Annotated in this window: 11 protein-coding genes; 5 read left to right on the forward strand and 6 right to left on the reverse strand. The window is 73.3% G+C overall.

Annotation, left to right across the window (positions count from 1 at the left end; all coding sequences use genetic code 11):
* Positions 1-9 precede the first annotated feature (9 nt).
* Positions 10-228 (reverse strand): hypothetical protein, encoded by a 219-nt coding sequence (locus ACIA5G_RS11835; RefSeq protein WP_395922628.1) that lies wholly within the window; start codon positions 226-228, stop codon positions 10-12.
* Complete coding sequence (locus ACIA5G_RS11840) at positions 228-6,515, reverse strand: SDR family NAD(P)-dependent oxidoreductase (protein WP_395922629.1); 6,288 nt, start codon at positions 6,513-6,515, stop codon at positions 228-230. Before ACIA5G_RS11840 ends, ACIA5G_RS11835 begins: the two co-directional genes overlap by 1 nt.
* Before the next feature lie 335 nt (positions 6,516-6,850).
* Here ACIA5G_RS11840 and ACIA5G_RS11845 point away from each other — a divergent pair, with 335 nt between their 5' ends.
* Genes ACIA5G_RS11845 through ACIA5G_RS11860 form a run of 4 tightly spaced genes read left to right on the forward strand, consistent with a single transcriptional unit; the run spans position 6,851 to position 12,466 of the window.
* A complete protein-coding gene (locus tag ACIA5G_RS11845) occupies positions 6,851-8,539 on the forward strand; it encodes a flavin monoamine oxidase family protein (protein ID WP_395922630.1) in 1,689 nt (562 codons plus the stop codon).
* 19 nt (positions 8,540-8,558) lie between these two features.
* A complete protein-coding gene (locus ACIA5G_RS11850) occupies positions 8,559-9,971 on the forward strand; it encodes a class I adenylate-forming enzyme family protein (RefSeq protein ID WP_395922632.1) in 1,413 nt (470 codons plus the stop codon).
* A 27-nt stretch (positions 9,972-9,998) separates the two neighbouring features.
* Entirely contained in the window at positions 9,999-10,928 is a 930-nt protein-coding gene (locus ACIA5G_RS11855; protein ID WP_395922633.1) for an ACP S-malonyltransferase, read from the forward strand.
* On the forward strand, positions 10,925-12,466 hold the full coding sequence (locus ACIA5G_RS11860) for an MFS transporter (protein ID WP_395922635.1): 1,542 nt from the start codon (positions 10,925-10,927) through the stop codon (positions 12,464-12,466). Before ACIA5G_RS11855 ends, ACIA5G_RS11860 begins: the two co-directional genes overlap by 4 nt.
* Before the next feature lie 27 nt (positions 12,467-12,493).
* On the opposite strand, the gene ACIA5G_RS11865 is transcribed toward ACIA5G_RS11860, so the two are convergent.
* The gene (locus ACIA5G_RS11865; RefSeq protein ID WP_395922637.1) at positions 12,494-15,253 is read right to left on the reverse strand and encodes an AAA family ATPase; all 2,760 of its coding nucleotides are present in this window, start codon (positions 15,251-15,253) and stop codon (positions 12,494-12,496) included.
* Between the two features lie 206 nt (positions 15,254-15,459).
* Between ACIA5G_RS11865 and ACIA5G_RS11870 the strand changes: the two genes are divergently transcribed.
* A complete protein-coding gene (locus ACIA5G_RS11870) occupies positions 15,460-18,153 on the forward strand; it encodes a LuxR C-terminal-related transcriptional regulator (protein ID WP_395922638.1) in 2,694 nt (897 codons plus the stop codon).
* Position 18,154: 1 nt separating this feature from the next.
* Here the strand turns inward: ACIA5G_RS11870 and ACIA5G_RS11875 are convergent, their stop codons facing one another.
* Genes ACIA5G_RS11875 through ACIA5G_RS11885 form a run of 3 tightly spaced genes read right to left on the reverse strand, consistent with a single transcriptional unit; the run spans position 18,155 to position 20,536 of the window.
* Positions 18,155-18,733: a cysteine hydrolase gene (locus tag ACIA5G_RS11875; protein ID WP_395922639.1), complete on the reverse strand. Its 579-nt coding sequence runs from the start codon at positions 18,731-18,733 to the stop codon at positions 18,155-18,157.
* Positions 18,726-20,096 (reverse strand): MFS transporter, encoded by a 1,371-nt coding sequence (locus ACIA5G_RS11880; RefSeq protein ID WP_395922640.1) that lies wholly within the window; start codon positions 20,094-20,096, stop codon positions 18,726-18,728. The genes ACIA5G_RS11875 and ACIA5G_RS11880 overlap by 8 nt, the downstream gene beginning before the upstream one ends.
* Positions 20,093-20,536, reverse strand: coding sequence for a MarR family winged helix-turn-helix transcriptional regulator (locus ACIA5G_RS11885; RefSeq protein ID WP_395922641.1), 444 nt, complete (start codon positions 20,534-20,536; stop codon positions 20,093-20,095). The genes ACIA5G_RS11880 and ACIA5G_RS11885 overlap by 4 nt, the downstream gene beginning before the upstream one ends.
* Positions 20,537-20,860: the final 324 nt, after the last annotated feature.

Genomic DNA, 20,860 nt, shown 5'->3' on the forward strand with positions numbered 1-20,860 from the left:
TCGCAGTGGTCAGAAGATCTCGTCGGCAAGGAAGTCGAAGACCTTGTCGACGGCCGCGTCGAACAGCAGATCGTCGAACTCCTTGTCCCCGTCCCCGGCCGCGTACTCCAGCAGCAGCTTCTTCAGCGGCTTGGCGACCTTCTTGCGGTCCTTGGGCTTGAGCGCGTGCAGGCTCTTGCCGAGGGCCTCGATCTCGGCCCGCACCCGCTCGACGTCCTTCTCCGGCATCACGAAATCCCGAGCTCGGTGGCGAGGAAGTCGACCACCTCGTCGGCGCTCGCGTCCTCCAGCCGGCCGCCGACGTCGGACCCGGTGGTGGTGACGCCGTCCAGCAGCTGCCGGATCCGCGCCGCGATCCGCCCGTCGTCGGCCACGGCCGCCAGGCGGCTCTCCAGCCGGTCGAGCTCGGTGAGCACCGCGTCGGCGGCGTCCACCTCCGGCGGTGCCAGCTCGGTGAGCAGGTGCGCGGCGAGCGCGGCGACGGTCGGGTGGTCGAACACCGCGGTGGCCGACAGCCGCAGGCCGGTCACGGCGTTCATCCGGTTGCGCAGCTCCACCGACGTCAGCGAGTCGAAACCCAGGTCCTTGAACGCGCGGGCCGGGTCGATCGCGCCACCCGCTTCGTGACCGAGCACCGCGGCGGCGTTGTGCCGCACGAGGTCGACGACCACCGTCCGGCGTTCGTCGTCGGGCAGGCTCGCCAGCCGGTCACGCAGGCCGGTCTCCTGGCGGGCCGTGGTCACGGCCCGGCGCGTGGTGACCTTCGCCAGGCCGCGCAGCACCGGCGCGACCTCGGTGGTGCGGGCGTGGGCCCGCAGCGCGGCGCGGTCGAGCTCGATCGGCAGCACCGTGCTCAAGCCGCCGGCCAGCGCGGCGTCGAAGAGCGCGAGCCCGGTCTCCGCGGTGAGCGGCGGAAGCCCTTCGCGGGCCATCCGCTCGACGTCGGTGTCGGCCAGCCCGCTGCCCATGCCTTCACACCACAGCCCCCACGCCAGCGAGACGGCGGGCAGACCCTGGTCCCGGCGGTGTTCGGCGAGGGCGTCGAGGAAGGTGTTCGCGGCCGCGTAGGACGCCTGGCCCGGCGAGCCGACGATGCCGGACACCGAGGAGTACAGCGCGAACAGCGCGAGGTCGTGGGTCTGCGTCAGCTCGTGGAGGTGCCAGGCCGCGTCCGCCTTGGGACGCAGGACCCCGGCGAGGCGCTCCGGGGTGAGTGCGGTCAGGATGCCATCGTCGAGCACCCCGGCGGTGTGCACAACGCCGGTGAGGTCGACTCCATCGAGGAGCGTTGCCACGGCGTCGCGATCGGCGACGTCGCAGGCCACGACGTCCACCTGAGCGCCCAGCCCGGTCAGTTCGGCGGTCAATTCGGTGGCTCCCGGCGCGTCCGGGCCGCGTCGGCTGGTCAGCAGCAGCTTCCGGACGCCGTGGGTGGTCACCAGGTGCCGGGCGATCAGCGCGCCCAGGCCGCCAGTGCCGCCGGTGACCAGCACCGTCCGGTCGGGATCGAGCGCACGCGGGATCGTGAGCGCGATCTTGCCGATGTGCTTGGCCTGGCTGAGGAACCGGAACGCTTCACGCGCTTCGCGGACGTCCCAGGAGCGCACCGGCAACGGCTTCAGGGCGCCGGAGGCGAACAGCTCGGTGAGCGCGTCCCAGATCTGCGCGGTCCGCCCGGGACCGGCCTCGATGAGGTCGAACGCCCGGTAGCCGGCGCCTTCGCGGATGTCGGTCTTGCCCATCTCGAGGAACCGGCCGCCCGGGGCCATCGTCCGCAGGGACGCGTCGACGAAGTCCCCGGCGAGCGCGTTCAGCACCACGTTGATGCCGCTGAACTGGTCCGCAAAGTCCAGGGTGCGGGAGGAGGCGATGTGGTCGTCGTCGATCCCGGCTTCCCGCAGGACGTGCTGCTTGCCTTCGCTCGCCGTGCCGAACACGTCGGCGCCGAGGTGCTGGGCCAGCTGCGTCGCGGCCATGCCGACCCCACCGGCGGCGGAGTGGACCAGGATCGACTCGCCCGGCTGCAGATCCGCGAGATCAACCAGGGCGTAGTAGGCGGTGAGGAAGACCAGCGGTGTGGTCGCGGCCTGCTCGTCGGTCCAGCCGCCCGGGACGCGGGTGAGCATCGGCCGTTCACCGACGGCGACCGGGCCGATGCCGCCGTGGACCATGCCCATCACCCGGTCGCCCGGCGCGAGGTCGGTAACCGCGGCGCCGGTTTCGAGGACGGTGCCGGCAACCTCGCAGCCGAGCGGCCCGGCCTCGCCGGGATACATGCCGAGGACGTTGAGGACGTCGCGGAAGTTCAGCCCGGCCGCGCGCACCGCGATCCGGACGTCGAGGGGGCCCAGCTCCGGCTCGTCGGCGGAGGTGAGGACGAGGTGGTCAACCGTGCCTTCGCCCGCCTTGTCGAGCCGCCACGGTCCCTCGGGCGGGAGCAGCACTCCGCCTGCCTCGGCGATCCTCGGCACAAACGGGACGCCGTCCCGCACCGCGACCTGGGGCTCACCGGTGCCCACGGCCAGGGGCACGTCGGCGAGGTCACCCTCGACCAGCACGAACCGGCCCGGGTGCTCGGCCTGAGCGCTGCGGACCAGACCCCAAACCGCCGCGGCGGCCGGATCGGAGCGTCGTGTGTGGACGACCAAAGTGGACTCGTCGTGGGAGACCCAGTCCTGGAGCGCTTCGAGGACCCGGGCAGTTGCCTCGTGGGCAGCGGTGACCGGGTCACCATCCGTCTCGACGGTCAGCACGGCCGCCGGCTCCACGGGTTCCGCCGCCCGAACCGGCACCCAGTCCACGGTGTACAGCCCGGTCGGCAGTTCCCGGTTTCGCGCAGCCGGCCGACGGACGACCAGGGCGTCGACACTCAGCACAACATCGCCCGCGTCGTCGACGGCGACGAGCGACACGGTGTCCCCGGCCTGGAACGACAGCCGCACCCGCAACGCCTTCGCATCGCTCGCGTGCAGGCGCACGCCGGACCACGAGAACGGCAGCCCGCCCGCGGACTCCTCGGACTCACGCAGGAAGAGTGCGTGCAGGGCTGAGTCCAGCAGGGCCGGGTGGATCCCGAAGCCGCCTTCGGACACTGAGACTTCGGCGTAGACGTCGTCACCGTCCACCCAGGCGGACCGGAGGCCGCGGAACACCCCGCTGTACTCGAAGCCGGGCAGGTCGTCGTAGTCCAGCTCACGACGTTCCCCGGGCGGCGGCCACGACACGCGGGTCGTCTCGGACGGGACGTCCGCGGTGAGGGTGCCGCTGGCGTGCCGAGTCCACTCGTCGCCGGTCTCCGGGCGTGAGTGGACGGCGATCGGGCGACGGCCATCTTCCTCGGCCGACACCACAACCTGCACCTCAACGGCTGCTGACAGCACGAGAGGCGCGCCGAGGGTCAGCTCCTCGACGACCGGGCAGCCGGTCTCGGCGCCGGCGTGCAGCGCGAGTTCGAGGAAACCCGTGCCCGGGAAGAGGATCTCGCCGCCGACGCGGTGCCCGGCCAGCCACGGCTGGTCGGTTGCGGACAGCCGTGCGGTGAACACGGTGTCGCCGTCGGCGACCGGGACCACCGCGCCCAGCAGCGGGTGCTCGGCGCGCCGCAGGCCGAGCCCACGCGCGTCCGCGCCGCCGCCCGGCGTGAGCCAGAACCGCGACCGCTGGAACGGGTAGGTGGGGAGGTCGATCCGCCGCCCTCCCGGGGCGAGGGCGGCGAAGTCGACGTCCACCCCGCGCACGTGGGCGGCGCCCAGCGCGGCGAGGAGCTCGGGGACCTCGGGCCGGTCGCGGCGCAGCAGCGGCCGGGCGACCCCGTCGTCGACCAGCGCCGAGAGGACGCCATCCGGGCCGAGTTCCAGGTAGGTGCCACAACCCGCGTCTCGCAGGGTGCGCGCGGCGGCGGCGAACCGCACGGCCGCTTCGACGTGCCCGATCCAGTAGTCCGCGGAGTCGTGGCCGCCGATCTCGCCGGTGACCGTCGAGACGATCGGAAGCACCGCCGGGTGGTAGTCGGCGAGCCGCGCGATCCGGCCGAACTCCTCGACCATGTCCCGCATCAGCGGGGAGTGGAACGCGTGGCTGACGTTGAGCCACTTCGTCTTCCCATCGAACGTGGCAAGGGCGGTCCGCAGCACTTCCGCGTCGCCGGACAGGACAACCGCCTCGTCGCCGTTGACCGCGGCGATCCCGGCGCGGTCTTCGTGACCCGCCAGCAGCGCGCGAGCCGTCGCCTCCGACGCCCGCAGCGACACCATCGCACCACCCGCGGGCAGTTCCCGCATGAGCCGGCCGCGCGCGGTGACCAGCATCGCGGCGTCGGCCAGCGACAGCACCCCGGCGACGTGCGCAGCGGCGAACTCACCCACCGAGTGCCCGCACAGGTACGCCGGGGTCACACCCCAGCTCTCCAGCAGGCGGTAGAGCGCGACCTCCACGGCGAACAGCGCGGGCTGCGCGTAGTCGGTGCGGTCCAGCAGCTCCGGCCGTCCGAAGACGACGTCCCGAAGCGGAACCTCCAGCTGGAGGTCGGTATACGCGCAGACGTCGTCGAACGCGTCGGCGTAAACGTCGAAGGCGTTATACAGCTCCGCCCCCATCGCGACGCGCTGCGCGCCCTGGCCGGTGAACAGGTAGGCGAGGTCCGCCGCTTCCAGGAGCGGGCCGCCTCGCAGAACACGGCTGTCGAACGCTCGGAGCGCGTCGGCGAGGCCCGCGGTGTCCGAGGCGACGACAACCGCGCGCTCGGGCAGCGTCGCGCGGGTCCGGGCGAGGGAAAAGGCCAGGTCGGCCGGGTGAGCGTCCAGATCGGTGAGCTGCTCGGCCCGGGCGCGCAGGGCGTCGGGATCCGCGGCGGAAAAGGCCACCACGATCGGTGACGGCACCGGCGGCTCCGGCTCGGCGGGCTCCGGCAGCGGCGGCTCTTCGAGGATCAGGTGGGCGTTGGTGCCGGAGATGCCGAACGACGACACCGCCGCGCGCCGCGGCTCTTCACCGCGCGGCCACGGAACCGGCTCGGTGAGCAGCGAAACCGCGCCGGCTGTCCAGTCGACGGCCGGGGTGGGCACCTCGGCGTAGAGGGTCCGGGGCAGCCATTCGTGCCCGAAGGCTTCGACCAGCTTGATGACGCCGGCCGCGCCGGCCGCGGCCTGGGTGTGCCCGAGGTTGGACTTCACCGAGCCGAGCCGCAGTGGTTCCGCGCGGTCACGGCCGTAGGTGGCCAGCAGGGCCTGGGCTTCGATCGGGTCGCCGAGCGTGGTGCCGGTGCCGTGCGCTTCGACGACGTCGACGTCCGAAGTGGACAGTCCGGCGTCGGCGAGTGCGGCCCGGATCACCCGCTGCTGCGACGGCCCGTTCGGCGCGGTGAGCCCGTTCGACGCGCCGTCGGAGTTCACCGCGCTGCCGCGGACGACGGCGAGGATCGGGTGGCCGTGCCGCCGCGCGTCGGAGAGCTTCTCCAGCACGAACATCCCGGCGCCCTCGGCCCAAGCCGTGCCGTCGGCCGCGGCGGAGAACGGCTTGCAGCGCCCGTCCGCGGCCAGGCCACGCTGGCGGGAGAAGGCGACGAACGGCCCCGGCGTGCCGAGCACCGCGACTCCCCCGGCCAGAGCCAAGCTGCACTCGCCGGAACGCAACGAACGCACCGCGAGGTGCAGCGCGACCAGGGATGCCGAGCAGGCGGTGTCGACGGTCAGCGCGGGTCCCTGCAGCCCCAGGGTGTAGGCGATCCGGCCGGAGACGACACTCGGGGCGCTGCCGGTGAGCAGGTGCCCGTCGAGGCCGTCGGGCGCGTCGGCCAGCCGGGTGCCGTACTCCTGCGGCTCGGCGCCGACGAACACCCCGGTCGGGCTGCCGGCCAGGCTCCCGGCGTCGATCCCGGCCCGCTCGAGGGCCTCCCACGCGGTCTCCAGGACGAGCCGCTGCTGCGGGTCCATCGCCAGCGCCTCGCGTGGTGAGACGCCGAAGAAGCCGGCGTCGAACTCGGCGGCGTCGTGCAGGAAACCGCCGTGGCGCACGTAGGTCCGGCCCGGGGTGCCCGGCGCCGGGTCGTAGAGGCCGTCGACGTCCCAGCCGCGGTCGCGCGGGAACTCCGAGATGACGTCCCGGCCGTCGTCCACGATGGACCACAGGTCGGCCGGCGAGTGGGCGCCGCCGGGGAACCGGCAGCCGATCCCGACGATCACCACCGGCTCCGTGGCGTCCTCTGTGGACACACTCGCGGTGTCAACCGACGACTCGCCGTAGAGCGATTCGTCGAGGAAGGCCGCAACCGCCTCCGGCCCCGGGTGGTCGTAGGCCAGCGTCACCGGCAGGTCCAGGCCGGTCCCGGCGGTCAGCCGCTCGTGCAGCCGCACCGCGAGCAGGGAGTCGAAGCCCAGGTCGGCGAACGTGCGGCCAACCGCGGGCACCGGCCCGTCCAGCACCGCCGCCGTCGCCCGCCGCACCAGGCCGAGCAGCGTCCGCCGCCGCTCGGGCCGTGGCCGGCCTTCCAGCCGCCGCAGGGAATCCAGCTCGCTCATGCGCGCACTCGCCACCTCGGGTCGCCCGGCTCAGGGATCTCAGCGGCCAAGGTAGCCACGCCGGCGCCGGTAACCGGCAGGAACTGTTCCACGCGGTGGTAACCGGCGGCCGGTTTCCGGGTCGCGGGGGGCGCAGTTACCCGGCGGTGGAAAAGGTATCCGGGCGCCCCCGCACAAAATCATTAACGTGGCCCTCGGCGAACCGGATTTCAGCGCCGAGACCCGTGGCCGCACGAGGCCGCGTCCGGCGATCAGCGAAGGGCTTCCCTTCCCGGCGGCGTGGCCGGCCACGGGTTGCCCGCGCGACGCCAGAACCAGAGCCGGAGGTAACGCCGATGACCATGTCCCCCGTTGAAGAACGTACGCGGCCCGGCCTGCGGGCCGGGACGGGTTCGGCGAGCATGCTGTGTCCCGACTTCCCGTTCGCCTACGACGACTGGGTCAAGCACCCCGCCGGCCTGGGCAGCGTGCCGCGGCACGCGCACGGCACCGAGGTCGCGGTGATCGGCGGCGGCCTGTCCGGGATGGTGGCCGCCTACGAGCTGATGAAGCTCGGCCTCAAGCCGGTGATCTACGAAGCCGAGCAGCTCGGCGGCCGGATGCGCTCGGTCACCCTCGACGGGTACCCCGACGCCGTCGCGGAGCTGGGCGCGATGCGCTTCCCGCCGTCGGCCGGGACGCTCTTCCACTACATCAACCGGCTCGGCCTGCAGACCACGCCGTTCCCCAACCCGCTGTCGGCCGCGTCGCCGAGCACGGTGATCAACCTGCACGGCGAGAGCCACTGGGCCCGCAGCTCCGCCGACCTGCCGCCGGTCTACCGCGAGGTCAACGACGCCTGGACGAAGACGCTGCAGGAGCAGGCGGACATGTCGCTGCTGGAGGACGCCATCCGGCGCCGCGACTTCCCGACGATCAAGGCACTGTGGAACCACCTGGTGACCAAGTTCGACAACGTGTCGTTCTACGGCTTCCTGACGTCGTCACCGCTGTTCTCCTCCTTCGAGCACCGCGAGATCTTCGGCCAGGTCGGCTTCGGCTGCGGCGGCTGGGACACCGACTTCCCCAACTCCGCGCTCGAAATCCTGCGTGTCATCTGCACCGACACCAGCGACGAGCACCACCGCATCCTCGGCGGCTGCCAGCAGCTGCCGCTCGGGCTGTGGACCGACGAGCCGGCCGACCTCACCTACTGGCCGGTGGGCACCTCCCTGGCGAAGCTGCACGACGGCGAGCCGCGGCCCGGTGTCGTGCGCATCGACCGGACCGGGCGCGGGTTCACCGTCGAGGACTCCGGCCGCGGGGTGCGCACCTACCCGGCGGCGATCTTCGCCGCGCAGAACTGGAACCTGCTCTCCGGCATGAAGGCCGACGAAGACCTGCTGCCCCAGCCGGTGTGGACCGCGCTCGAGCGCACGCACTACATGGGCGCGTCGAAGCTGTTCGTCATCACCGACCGGCCGTTCTGGCTCGACCAGGACCCGGCGACCGGGCGCGACGTGATGAGCACGACCCTCACCGACCGCTTCCCGCGCGGGGTCTACCTGATCGAGAACGGCCCTGACGAGCCCGGCGTGATGCTGCTGTCCTACACCTGGAACGACGACTCGCTGAAGGTCGCGTCGCTGGGTGCGGAGGAGCGCCTCGACGTGATGCTGGCCGCGCTCGCCAAGATCTACCCCGGGGTCGACATCCGCTCGCACATGATCGGCCCGCCGATCGCGATCACCTGGGAGACCCAGCCGCACTTCAAGGGCGCGTTCAAGTCCTGCCTGCCCGGCAGCTACCGCTACCAGCGGCGGCTGTTCACCCAGTTCATGCAGCGCGACGCGGCCGCGGACCACCGCGGCTTCTTCCTCGCCGGCGACGACGTCGCGTGGATCGCCGGCTTCTCCGAGAGCGCGGTCACCACGGCGCTGAACGCCGTTTGGGGCGTCGTCGAGCACCTCGGCGGCGGAACACACCCGGACAACCCCGGGCCCGGTGACCTGTTCGACGAGATCGCCCCGGTGAGCCTCGACTGAGAGCGGAAAGGACTTCCCCATGTACGCGAAGATCTATTCCCCCGACGCGGTCACCACGGGCGCGGCGTTCGAACAGCAGGCCCTGCGGGTGGCCGAGGTGCTGCGCGACCGCGGGGTCGGCTCCGGCGACCGGGTGCTGCTCAAGGCCGAAAACACCCTGAGCTACCTGACCGTCCTGCTCGCGCTGATGCACGTCGGCGCGTCCATCGTGCTCGTGGACCACATGGAGCACGCCGACCGGACCGCCGAGACGATCGCGACCTCGGGGGTGGTGCTCGCCGTGGTCGACGACGACGCGCCGATGCCCGCGGACGCGCCCTCGGCGTTCACCTACGAGATCATGGTCGCCGCCGCGGACCGCGTTCCCGACGACGTCCACCTGCGTTTCGACGTCTGGGAGAAGCTGCCGGACAGCCTGGTGATGTGGTCGTCCGGCTCGACCGGCGTCCCCAAGGGTGTGGCGAAGAACGGCGCGAAGTTCCTGAAGAACCTGGAGCGCAACGCCGACCTCGTCGGGCACCACGCCGGTGACGTCCTGTTGCCGCTGCTGCCGTTCAACCACCAGTACGGCCTGTCGATGGTGCTCATCGCGTGGCTGCGGGACTGCGAGTTCGTGATCGCGCCCTACCGGCGCCCCGACCGGGCGCTGCGCCTGGCCGGGCGGGCCGGGGCCACGGTGGTCGACGCGACACCGTCGACCTACCGCAGCCTGTTCAACATCATCACCAAGCGCCCGGCGCTGAAGGAGGACTTCGGCCGGGTGCGGATGCTGTGCAGTGGCGCGGCGCCGCTGGAGCGGGCCGTGGTCGAGCAGGGTGAAGAACTGTTCGGCCTGACGCTGCTCGACAGCTACGGCAGCACCGAGATGGGCAACGTCGCTTTCGCGAGCCTGGAGAACCCGCACGGCTGCGGGCACGTCGTCGAGGGCCTCGAGCTCGAGGTGCGCGCCGAGGACGGGACCGTGCTGCCCGCCGGTGAGGTCGGCGAGCTGTTCGTGCTCGACCCCGACCTGATGGAGGGTTACCTCGACGGCACCGGGCGCATCACGCCGGTCGACCGCGGCTGGTACGCCACCGGCGACCTCGGGCGGGTCGACACCGGCGGGAACCTGTTCGTGGTCGGGCGCAAGCGCGCGGTGCACCGCAACGGCCACACCCTGCACCCGGACGTCATCGAGCACCGGCTGGCCGAAGGCGGCTGCTCGGCGAAGATCGTCGCGCTGCCCGACCAGCGGCGCGGCTCGAGCCTCGTGTTCGTCGTCCAGGACGACGCGCTGCGCGACCCGCGGTACTGGCGCGACCGGATCAACGGGGTGCTGGCGCCGGCCGAGCAGCCGAACCGCGTGCTCGTCACCGAGCAGTTCCCCTTGAACCGCAACGGGAAACCCGACCGCCAGCAGCTGGAACGGTTCGCCGTCGCCGAACAGCTCTGAACCTCCTGCCGAAACTGGGTGCACACAGTGGACAACACCGCGGACGCCGTCCTCTTCCCCGGCATGGGCCCGGCCCGGGCCGGGGAGCTGGGCCGGTTCCTCGTCGTCGACCCCCGGGCGCGGAAGCTGCTCGGGGTGGCGGAGGAAGCGCTCGGCCATTCCCTGCTGGACCCGCTCGCCCGCGACGGCGACGAGTACACCGAGCACAGCCAGCTCGGGTTCGTGCTCGCCTCGCTGGCCGTGGCCGAGCGGGCCGAGCAGGAGCACGGCCTGGCGCCGGTCGCCGTCGGCGGGTCCAGCTTCGGTGAACGCGCCGCCGTGGTACGTGCCGGGGCCCTGCCGCTGGGTGATCTCGTCCGGCTGGTCGCGCAGATCGCCCGCTGCGAGCGGGCGTACTTCGAGCGGGCGCACCAGGACCTGGTGAGCCAGTTCGTCGTCCGCACACCGGAAGCCGCGCTCGGGGAGATCCTCGACGGGATCGGGCACGAGCTGTCCGGCCGGTTCGACGACGACGTGCACCTGGTGACGTTGCGGGAGCGCGAGCTCGACGAGTTCGTCCGGCGGGTCCGCGCGGCCGGCGGCTACGCGCTCACCACCATGCGGCCGGCGGCGCACGCGCGGGCGCTGAGCCCGCTGCGTGACGAGCTGGCCGAAGTCTTCGGCGGGTTCGGGTTCACCGACCCGGCCCTGCCGATCGTGTCCGATCAGGACGGAGAGCCGGTCCGGACCGGCGACGGGGCGGCGTCACTCCTGCTGGAGTCGACGGTCAACGCGGTGCGGCTACCCGAGCTGGTCCACCGGTTCGCCCGGCTCGGCGTCGGCCGGGTCCTCGTCGCCGGTCCGGACCACCTGCTGCACCGGCTGCCCGGGCTCACCGGGCGGTTCACCCTGCTGCGCGCCGACCTGCGCGAAGTGCTGAAACCGCGGCGGCGGCCGCGCCTGGCGGTGGCGGCATGAGCACCCGGGTCCGCAACCTCGCGACGATCCTGGTGTCCTGCCTGGCGCAGCTGATGGTCGCGATCGACATGACCGTGCTGCACCTGGCCGTGCCCGCGCTGACCACCCAGCTCGGCGCGTCCGCCGAGGAACTGCTGTGGATCGCCGACGTCTACGGGTTCGCGATGGGCGGGCTCCTGGTGACCATGGGCAACCTCGGTGACCGGCTGGGCCGGCGGCGGATCCTGGTCATCGGCGTCAGCGCGTTCGCCGTGGGGTCACTGCTGGCCGCGTACGCCCCGACCGCCGGGCTGCTCATCGTCGCCCGGGCCCTGCTGGGGGTGGCCGGCGCGGCCGTGCTGCCTTCGACGTCTTCGTTGCTGCGCGCGGTGTTCACGACCCAGCGGGCGCGGACCGCGGCCGTCGGCGCCGGGGCCGGGGTCTCGGCAGCCGGGTTCGCGATCGGCCCGATCGTCGGCGGGGTGCTGCTGGACCACTTCTGGTGGGGCTCGGTGTTCCTCGTCAACGTCCCGGTCGCGGGGCTGATCCTGCTCGCCGCCCGGCTGGTGCCGGAGTCCCGCAGCGGACGGCGGATGCAGCTCGACGCGGTCAGCGTCGGGCTGTCGATCGTCGGGGTGATCGCGCTGGTGTACGGGCTGAAGGGCGCGTTCTACGCCGGGCTGTGGTACCCGGAGGTGCTCGGTGCGTTTGCGGTCGGCGGCGGTTGCCTGGTCGTGTTCCTCCGTCGCCAGCGGCGGCTGGAGGTGCCGCTGATCGACGTGGAGCTGTTCCGCCGGCGCGGGTTCTCGGCGTCGGTCGGCTCGAACCTGGTGTCGGTGTTCACGATGTCGGCGTTCGCGCTGATCAGCAGCCAGTACTTCCAGCTCGTGCTGGGCTGGAGCCCGCTGCGCTCGGGCCTGGCGTTCGTGCCGGGCGCGCTGGCCGCACTCGTGGCCGGCGGGGTGCTGGCGGCCAAGTTCGTCCGCCGGTTCGGCCGCGCGCCGACGGTGTCCGGCGGGCTGGCCCTGGCGGCGCTCGGGTTTGGCCTGTTCGGCTCCGTCGGGGCGGACACGCCGTACACGCTGGTGCTGGCCGCCCAGGTGGCGTTCGGCGCCGGGGCGGGCCTCACGCTGACGGTCACCGGCGACACGATCCTCGGCACGGCCCCTCGCGACCGGGCCGGCGCGGCCGCGGCGATCTCCGCGACGGCGTACGAACTCGGTGGCTCGCTGGGCATCGCGGTGGTGGGCAGTGTGCTGTCGGCGGTGTACCACGCGGAGCTGACCCTCCCGGCGGGGGTGCCCCCGGCGCTGGCGGCCCAGGTCCACGAGTCGTTCAGCGCGACGGCGGCGGTGGCGGCGGGCCTGCCGGAACCGGTGGCGAGCGCGGTTCGCCTGGCGGCGGAGCAGTCCTTCGTGGGCGGGATCCGGACGAGCATGCTCGGCAGCGCCGCGGTGATGGTGGTGCTGTCGGTGGTCGCGCTGCGAACGCTGCGGCGGGTGCCGAAGGTGATCGAGAATCCCTTGGACCAGCCCGAGCCGGTGGACAGTCCGAAGTAGACAGACCGCGCCAGGCCCGGCTTCCGCTCAGAACACGTACTCCCCCGTCAGGATCGCCGCCGCCAGCTCGACCCTCGAGCCGTACCCGATCCGGGCGAACATCCTCGACAGCCGCCCCTCGACGCTCTTCTCGCTCGTATCGAGCACCACTGCGAGCTGCCGGTTGCTCAACCCTTCCGCGACCAGAATCGCCAGCAGCCGCTCGTTCTCCGCTGCCGCCTCCGCCCGCCCCGGACCCGCGAACCCCAGGTCGCGCAACACCTTCCGCAACCGGGCCCGCCAGAACCACGCCCCCACTTCGCCGTACAGCTCGTACGCCTCGTTCAGCAGCCGCTCGGTGTCGTAGCCGGCGAGACCGGCCCACAGGAACGCCATCGCCGTCTCGTACGGGACGTCGCGGCGTTCGCGCGCGATCGCCACCGCTCGCCGCGCCGCCGCCTGGTCGCGGTACGCCGCCGCGCGGGCCAGGTGGTGGCACAGGTGGGCGCGGGCGGTGTCCAGGCGCATCGCCGTGCGGGCCGAGCGGTCCACCCAGTGCTCGGCCTCCCGCTGGTTCTTGCGCAGCAGCGCCGAGCGGGTCAGGTCGGCCCACAGGTCCTCGGTGCCGAGCAGGTAACCGGCCTGGTCGGCGCTGCGGGCGGCGGCGAACAGCAGCTCGTCGGCGTTCTCGTCGTCGCCGAGCTTGCGCAGCACGGTGAACTCCGCGTGGTCGATGACGTGGGACATCGGCATCCCGCGGCCGTCGGCGGCCAGGGCCCGCGCCCGGGCGAGCCAGCCCTGCCCGCCGAGGATGCGGATCGCGCCGCCCATCATCATGTTGTGCATCGGGCGCGCCGGGTCGGTGCCCTCCAGCAGCGTCCGGCGGGCGAGCTCCATCGCCTCCGGCCAGTCACCGCCGAGGTAGTTCAGGTAGAACCGGTCCGGGCCGGACAGCTGCTCGACGGTCAGGCCCGCGTCCGCCATCCGCCGCAGCGCGTGCTGGTACTCCCCCAGCTGCAGCAGCATGTCCAGCTCGAACCGGCGCTGCTCGAACCAGTGGTTCGGCAGGTGCCCCGACCGCCACCGCTCCGGGTGCTCCACGAGCTCGAACAGCTGGGACGAGTCGCCGAGCACCACCCGGCCGCCGGCCAGGAACATCATCGCGAAGTCGGCGGTGACGCTGTTGCTGTCGCTCCACACTTCGCGCTGCTGCTCCAGCAGCTCGCACGCCTCGATCCAGCGGCCGGACATCATCAGCGCGAACGCCTGGTTGACGACCATCAGCGCCGGGTCCGCCGGCAGCACCGGCGACGCACCCGCGGCGATCTCGGCGAGCTCACCGAACTCCCCGCGCGCGGTCAGCCCGGTGATGAACACGATCGACAGCTCCTGCGCCTGGTGCGGCGCGAGGTGCGCGACGTGGTCACGCAGCACACGACGTGCGCAGTCCCCCGCCTCGGCCTGCCGGTAGTGCAGTGCCCGGGCGCCGCTGAGCAGCAGCAGCGCCTCGGCCCGCTCCGCCGGGGTGGTCACCCTCGCCACCGCCGCGCTGAGCCAGCGTTCGGCCTTGACGCCGTCGGTGAGCAGCACGCGCCGGCCGTGGGCGAGCAGTTCCGTGGCGGCACGCCGCGCGTCGACGAGCGCGCCCGCCTGGGCGACCCGGTCGAGCAGGAAGTCGTCGTCCGGCACCCGGACCTCGCCTTCCCACACCGCGTGGACGGCGTGCGCGGCCAGGTTCCGCCAGGCGTAGGGCCCGAGCCGCGACAGCAGGCCGTCGCGGACGGCGGGCACCCGGAACCACAACCGGCCGTCGCGGTGCCGGACCAGCACGCGCCGGGTGACGAGCCCCTCGACCGCTGCCCGGACCGCGGTCTCGTCCCGGCCGAGCGCGGCCGCGGCGAGCCCGGCCGCGGACTCGCCGAGCGGGGCGAGCACCGCCATCGCCTCGGCCACCTCCCGGTCCTCGTCACCGGCGTCGGTCGTGACGCGCAGGAGCGGGTGGGCCTCGGTGGCGACCGGCGGGTCGACCCAGTCGGCGCGGTAGGCGGTGCGGTCCACGATCCGCATGGCCCCGGCGGACCGGTAGCCCCGGACCAGCGCGGTCAGCGCCGCCGGGTTGCCGCGGCCCGCCGCGTACAGCTCGCCGACCAGGCCTGCGCTCGGCCGCGCCGAGATCAGCCCGGCGAGCAGGGATCGGGACTGCGTCAGGGAAAGCGGCCGCAGCAGCCGCAGGCGCGCCCGGCCTTCGGCGCGCAGCCGGGTGAAAGCCGCCCGAGCCGGGGCGTCGGCACCGGCACCGAGCCGCAGGGTGGCGACCACGCCGATCCGCGTCTCCTCGGAACACTGGCGCAGCAACGGCCCCAGCAGGCCCGCGGTGCCCTCGTCCAGCCACTGGGCGTCGTCGACCAGCACCACCAGCGGGCTTCGCGCGCGCAGGACCGGGAACACCGCGGTTGCGACCATGGCGGCGGTCTCCGGGCGCCATCCCGGCGCCGCGCTCACCCGGGAGAGCAGCGACAGCACCGGCTGCGCGGACGGCTCGTCGTCCGACCGGCTCGACTCCAGGGCGCTGAGCAGCCGGAACACCACGCCGAACGGCAGTTCGCGGTCGAGCTCGGCCAGCCGCAGCACCACCACGGTCGCCGAGCCGGTGAGCTCCCCGGCGAGCCGGTCGAGCACCGTGCTGCGTCCGCTGCCCGGTTCACCCGCGAGGACCGTGAGCGGCGTGGTGCCCAGCCACGCGTCGTCCCGGAGGAAGCCGACCTCCTCGGCCCGGGCGTCCGCCCGCGCCCCCTTCCCAGCGCCCATACCGTCCAGTGGACCAGCTACCGCCAGTCACCGCGCGCTCTCGATCGGTCGACCGGGTGTGCCGGGGCAACAACGATGCCTGAAGGTGACCGGGCACCGCGGCCCCGCTGGACGAACCGGACAACCCGCAGCACGCTCGAACGAGGGGGATGAACCGCTGCCCGTTCGCGCCGTTGCCGCCGGCGCCGGGCCGGTCGAGGAGGAACATGGGAGTCACGGCGGTCACGGACGCCGGGCCGGGCGACGCGCTCGCCGCGCTCGATCGTGTGCTCACCGGTCCGGGTGCGGTGTGGCTGGTGCGCGGGCCGGCCGGAGCCGGGCGCAGCACGGCGTTGTCGGCCATGGCCCAGCGCGGCCGCCGGTCCGGCGCCGCGGTGCTGGCGGTGCCCGCCGGCGCCGCCCCGCACACCGCGCTGGTCCGGCTGACCACCGAACTGGTCGAGCTGATCACGTCGCTCGACCGGCCCGAGCTGGTCAGCATGCTGACCGCGGTGGCGTGGCTGCGCAGCCGGCTCGACTCCGGCGCCGGGCCGCGCCCGCTGCCGGTGGCCCACGACCTCGTCACGATCCTCGGCACGCTCGCCCCGTACAGCCGGATCGTGCTGCAGTTCGACGACTTCGATCTGCTGCCGCCGGACGTCGCCGCGGTGCTGGCGCTGGTCGCCGAAGGCGCCCGCGCGGCCGGGACCGTCACCGTCGCGACCACACCGGCGCAGGGCGGCGAGCCGGCCGGCCGGCTGCTCGCCGTCGCCGACGGCACCATCGACCTGCGGCCGCTGACCGGCGCCGAAACCACCGCGCTCCTGCCGGACTGGACGACCCCCGACGGGCGCCGGGCCAGCGACCCCGGGCTCGTCGCCGCCCTGGGCACCGCGCTCGGCCCGCTGTTCGGCAATCCCGGCACGGTCCGCGCGACGGTCGCCGAGCTGCGGGCCCGCGGCCGCCTCGTGGTCGTCGACGACCACGTCTGCCTGACCGGCGCCGGGCTTCCCATCCTGCTGCCCGAGAACCACTCGCTGCCGCAGCGGCTGCACCGGCTCGGCCGGACCGCGCGGAAGCTGGCCGCCGTGGTCGCGGTGCTCGGTGAGCACTGCACCCCGGCGGTCGACCACCTGACCGGGCTGGCCGCCTCGGCCGGGCTGTCCCTGCCGGTCGCCGGCCGGGTGCTGGACGAGCTGGTCCGGGCGGACGTCCTGCGGATCGGCGCGGACGGCGCGGTCGAGTTCGCCGTGCCCGCACTGGCCGACCGGCTGCGGCTGGAGCGGGACGCGCGCTGGCGGCGGGCCCTGCACGGCGGGATCGCCCGGCACCTGCTGGCGCAGCGGCACGCCGGGGCCGCCCTCGAGCCGGCCGCGATCGCCCGGCACCTGGCCGAACTCCCGCCGTCCACATTGGACACCGAAGCGGCCCACGTGCTGCTGGACGGGGCGGCTGCCGCTTCGGGCGACTCCGCGCGCCGTTACCGCGTGACCGCCTTGCGGCGGCTCGACCCGGCCGACGAACGGTTCCCGGCCGCCCTGCGGTCGCTGCTCGCCGACAGCTTCGCAACCGGCGTGTACGGCCTGCTCGCCGACGACCTCGCCACCGTCGTCGCGCCGCGGCTGACCGGCCGCGGACTCGCGGGCGGAGAAGCGAAGACCGCGCTGGTGTGCTGGCTGGCCGCGCTGGCCCACGAACACCGGCTGCTCGAGCTCGACGTCGTCCGGCCGCTGGCCGATGCGCTCGGCCCCGCGGCCACCCGGCTGGTCGGCGCGGTCCGCCGGGCCGACCGCACGGCGGCGGCCGCCGCGGCCCAGGACCTGGCCGGCGCCGACGACGACCTGTTCGACCTCGGCGCCGCCGTCCTGTTCGCGTGCCTGCCCGGCACGGCGGCCGACGAGGTGTCCGAGGCCGCCGACCTCCTCGACTTCCCTGGTGTGCTCGAGAGCCAGCTGCCCGGCCGGTACCGCGCGCCGTCCACCGGGTTCACGGCCGGCTGGCACGCGGTCCGCGAGGCCTACCGCACCGGCGACTGGGACACCGCGCTGTCACTGGCCCGTGCGGTGGAAGGCGGCCGCCTGTGGTGGGAATCGCCGCGCCGGCACCGGTTCGCAAGTGTGTTCGCTGCCGAGATCTGCGCGCAGCGCGGGGAACCGGACCGCGCCGCGGCGTGGCTGCGCCGCGTCCCCTTCCCCGCCGTCGCGGCCGCGTACGTCGCCTGGGTCCGCTGCACGCTGCGCCGGTCCGCCGGCCACCCTGGCGAGGCCGTGGAGCTGGGCTGGCAGGAGTACGTCGCCTGCCGGGGACAGGGAGTCCACGCGGGCGCGGAGTTCCTGCTGGCCCGGCTGCTGCGGTGTGCCCGCTCGGTCGAGGACCGCACCGGCACCGACCGGCTGCTGGCCGAGCTCGAAGACCTGGCCGAGCACCACCCCACGCTGTCGGCGCGGGAAACGCTGCTGGTGTACGGCGGTCTGGTGCGCGAGGACCCGGTGGCGGTGCGCGCCGGCCTCGACCTGGCCCGCCGCGCCGGCGACGTCTTCCGGGTCGCCGAGGCGTGCGTCGTGCTCGGCGAGCTGAGCCCGGTGCCGGCGCCGTGGCTGCTCGAAGCGCACCGGACGCTCAAGCGGCTGGGGGCGACGGCCGCGATGGTCCCGGTGGCGGAGCTGCTGGACCGCCGCCGGATCACCGTCCCCCGCGACCGCACCGACCGCGCCGCGCTCGACCCGCTGGAGCGCCGCATCGCCGACCTGGTCGCGAGCGGCCGCACGAACCGCCAGATCGCGGCGGCGTTGCGGATCAGCGAAAAGCGCGTCGAGGCCCGGCTGACGTCGTTGTTCGAGCGCACGGGCTGCCATTCCCGGGTGGAGCTGGCGGCCGCCTGGCTGCAGGGCCGCCTCGGCGCCGCGGCGATCCCGGCCTGAGTCAGGCCCAGACGGCGTCGAGGTCCGCCACGTCCGTCACGAGCGCACTCCGGGGAAACAGCTGCCGGGTGAGGAAATCGTGGGTCTCGGCTTCGCGGTCGGCGCAGGCGTCGCGCAGGACGACGATCCGGTAGTCGCGGTCCATCGCCTCGCGCACGGTGGACAGCACCACACCGCTGGTGCTGATCCCGGCCAGGACGAGCGTGGTGACACCCCGCGAGCGCAGCTGCTCGTCGAGGTCCGTGGTGGTGAAGGCGCCGACGCGGGTCTTGCGGACCTGGACGTCCTCGGGACGGCGATCGAGACCGGCGTGGATCCGGGTGCCGGGGGCGTCGGCGTGCATCGCCGACCGCATTTCCGCGGACGCGACGAGCCCGCCGAAGAAGCTGGTCTCGGGAATGGCTTCGAAATCCGCGTCTTCGAAGGCGACCCGGACCCAGCCGACGTGCCCGCCGCGGCTGCGAAAGTGCTTGACGGCGGTGGAAACCCGGTCGAGCAGCGGACCGGTGTCGGGCAGCTGCCCGACGATCCCGTCCTGGTAGTCCAGCACGAGCAGGGCGGTGGTCGTGGCGTCAGGCATGGTTCTGTTCCTTCAGCGATCGGTCGAGCAGGGTGATGAGCAGGAAGACCGCGCCGATGCCGATGAGCAGCAGCGCGAGGTGGTGCAGGCCGCCGGTGTCGGCGGCCTGGCCGTAGAACGCGCCTTGCAGGGCGGACGAGATGATCGCGCCGAGGTAGCCGAAGGTGCGCAGCAGCCCGGCCGACGCGCCGGTGTCGGCGGGATCGGCCTGGCGGTAGACGGAGTTCTGCAGGGCGAGGCTGTTGAGTCCTTGCGGGATCCCGAACACGACCGCGACGACGATCAGCAGCCAGACCGCGGCCGAGGAGTCCAGTGTCAGCAGCAGGACACAGCCGACGAGCTGCCCTACTGCAGCGATGACGAGCTTGCCGCGCACCGCTTCGCGCCGTCCGCTGACGAGCGACACGACGATCCCGGCCGCGAACAGCGGCAAGGTGGCGAGCCCGGCCTCGCCGGCGGACAGGCCACGGCCGTGCTCGAGCCATTGGGTGTAGCCGTAAACGACGCTGTAGGACACGACGTACGCCAGCAGCGCGCGGCCGTAGGTGACCAGCAGCGGGCCGTTGCGGCCGAGGAGCCGCAGGTTGATGAACGGGTGGGCGTGGGTGAGCTCGCGAACGGTGAAGCCCACCGCCGCGACGGCCGTGACGACGAGCAGGTACCAGTCCCCCGCACCGGGATGCATCAGGAACAGCAGCAATGCAACGAGCGCGGCGGCGAACAGCACCATCCCGGGCAGGTCGAGGTCGAAGGAGCGGTTGGGCCCGGTTTCCTTGGGGCGCTGGGCGAACCGGCGCGCGCCGAGGACGAAGGCGAACAGCGCCAGCGGGATGTTGAGGGCGAACGTCGTCCGCCAGCCGCCGGCGCCGATCAGCAGGCCGCCCAGCGCCGGGCCGATCACGGAGATGGTCTGGGTCGAGATCGCGAGCACGGTGAGCACGAACGCGGGACTGTCCTCGCCGGTCCGCTCACTCTCGTCACGGATCATCCGCATCGCCGCCGGATAACCGGCGCAGGTGCCGAACCCGAGTACGACGCGCGCGACAACGAGGACCGCAAGATTCGGTGCGAGGGTGCCGATCACGCCGGCCACCCCGACCAGCGCGGTGGCGGGCAAGAAGACCCGGCGCGGGCCGTACCGATCGATCAGCCGGCCGGCCACCGGCTGCCCGACGGCGGTGGCCAGGTACAGCGAGGAGATCAGCCACGCCGTCGCCGACGCGGGTTCGCCGAACGCCACGCCGATCGGCACCAGCGCAACGGCGATGATCGTCGAGTTGACCGGGTTCAGCACGGCGCCCGAAATCAGCGGGGCGAGCAGTTTCCGGTCGAAGCCGTCCTTGCGCCGAACAGCGTTCTTCACGACTCCACGACGCGTTCGAGCAGGACCAGCGCTTCGTTGACCACGGCCAGCTCGGGCTCGGTGAGCCGCTGCGCGAGGGTCCGGGCCAGCCATTCGTGCCGCGAGGCGCGGGCCCCCTGCCCGTACGTCCGGCCGGCGGGAGTGAGGAAGAGGAGCTGGCGGCGGCCGTCATCGGGGTCGGCCTCACGCCGGACGAAGCCCAGCTTTTCCAGAGCGGCCACGGTCGCCGCCATCGACTGCGGCCGAACCCGCTCCGCCCCGGCGAGCAGGCTCGTCGAGGACGGCTCACTCATCGCCAGGCGGGCCAGCGCCGATGCCTGCGCGGAGGTCAGCTCACCGACGGCGGACGCGTCCTGCATCTGCCGCCGCAGCCGCCCCACTACGACACGCAAGGCCTGCGCCGCGGTGACTGCAGCAGGGGAAACTGTCTTGGGGCTCATATATACAGGGTAAACTGAACAGGTAACCCTGTCAATTTTTCGGGACCAGTGCGGTGAAGTGTGCGCCGTTGTCCGGTATCTACTGTGGACGGAGGTTGACTACGGGGCGGCGCCGGGCGGTGGGCGCCGCTCGCCCGCGCCCGGCATTGCGGCAGCCGGGCTGCGCGCGACTCGAGTCATCGAGCTCACCGCACGCCACGAGGTTCTGGCGGTGAACCGCCGCCCAGGACCGGCAGCCCTGCGATCGAAATCCAGCCGCGAACTGGTGCCCCGATCGCGGCAGCCAGCCGAGGTCGGCCCAGCCCATCGAGCTCACCGCCGACC

The organism is Amycolatopsis sp. NPDC051758, assembly GCF_044453095.1.
Lineage (GTDB): Bacteria > Actinomycetota > Actinomycetes > Mycobacteriales > Pseudonocardiaceae > Amycolatopsis.

Bases quoted from the DNA above. Each gene is read 5' to 3' on its own strand.
- ACIA5G_RS11850 (WP_395922632.1), top strand. From the start codon at position 8,559: ATGTACGCGAAGATCTATTCCCCCGACGCGGTCACCACGGGCGCGGCG.
- ACIA5G_RS11870 (WP_395922638.1), top strand. From the start codon at position 15,460: ATGGGAGTCACGGCGGTCACGGACGCCGGGCCGGGCGACGCGCTCGCC.
- ACIA5G_RS11840 (WP_395922629.1), bottom strand. From the start codon at position 6,515: ATGAGCGAGCTGGATTCCCTGCGGCGGCTGGAAGGCCGGCCACGGCCC.
- ACIA5G_RS11860 (WP_395922635.1), top strand. From the start codon at position 10,925: ATGAGCACCCGGGTCCGCAACCTCGCGACGATCCTGGTGTCCTGCCTG.
- ACIA5G_RS11875 (WP_395922639.1), bottom strand. From the start codon at position 18,733: ATGCCTGACGCCACGACCACCGCCCTGCTCGTGCTGGACTACCAGGAC.
- ACIA5G_RS11845 (WP_395922630.1), top strand. From the start codon at position 6,851: ATGACCATGTCCCCCGTTGAAGAACGTACGCGGCCCGGCCTGCGGGCC.
- ACIA5G_RS11885 (WP_395922641.1), bottom strand. From the start codon at position 20,536: ATGAGCCCCAAGACAGTTTCCCCTGCTGCAGTCACCGCGGCGCAGGCC.
- ACIA5G_RS11835 (WP_395922628.1), bottom strand. From the start codon at position 228: ATGCCGGAGAAGGACGTCGAGCGGGTGCGGGCCGAGATCGAGGCCCTC.
- ACIA5G_RS11865 (WP_395922637.1), bottom strand. From the start codon at position 15,253: ATGGGCGCTGGGAAGGGGGCGCGGGCGGACGCCCGGGCCGAGGAGGTC.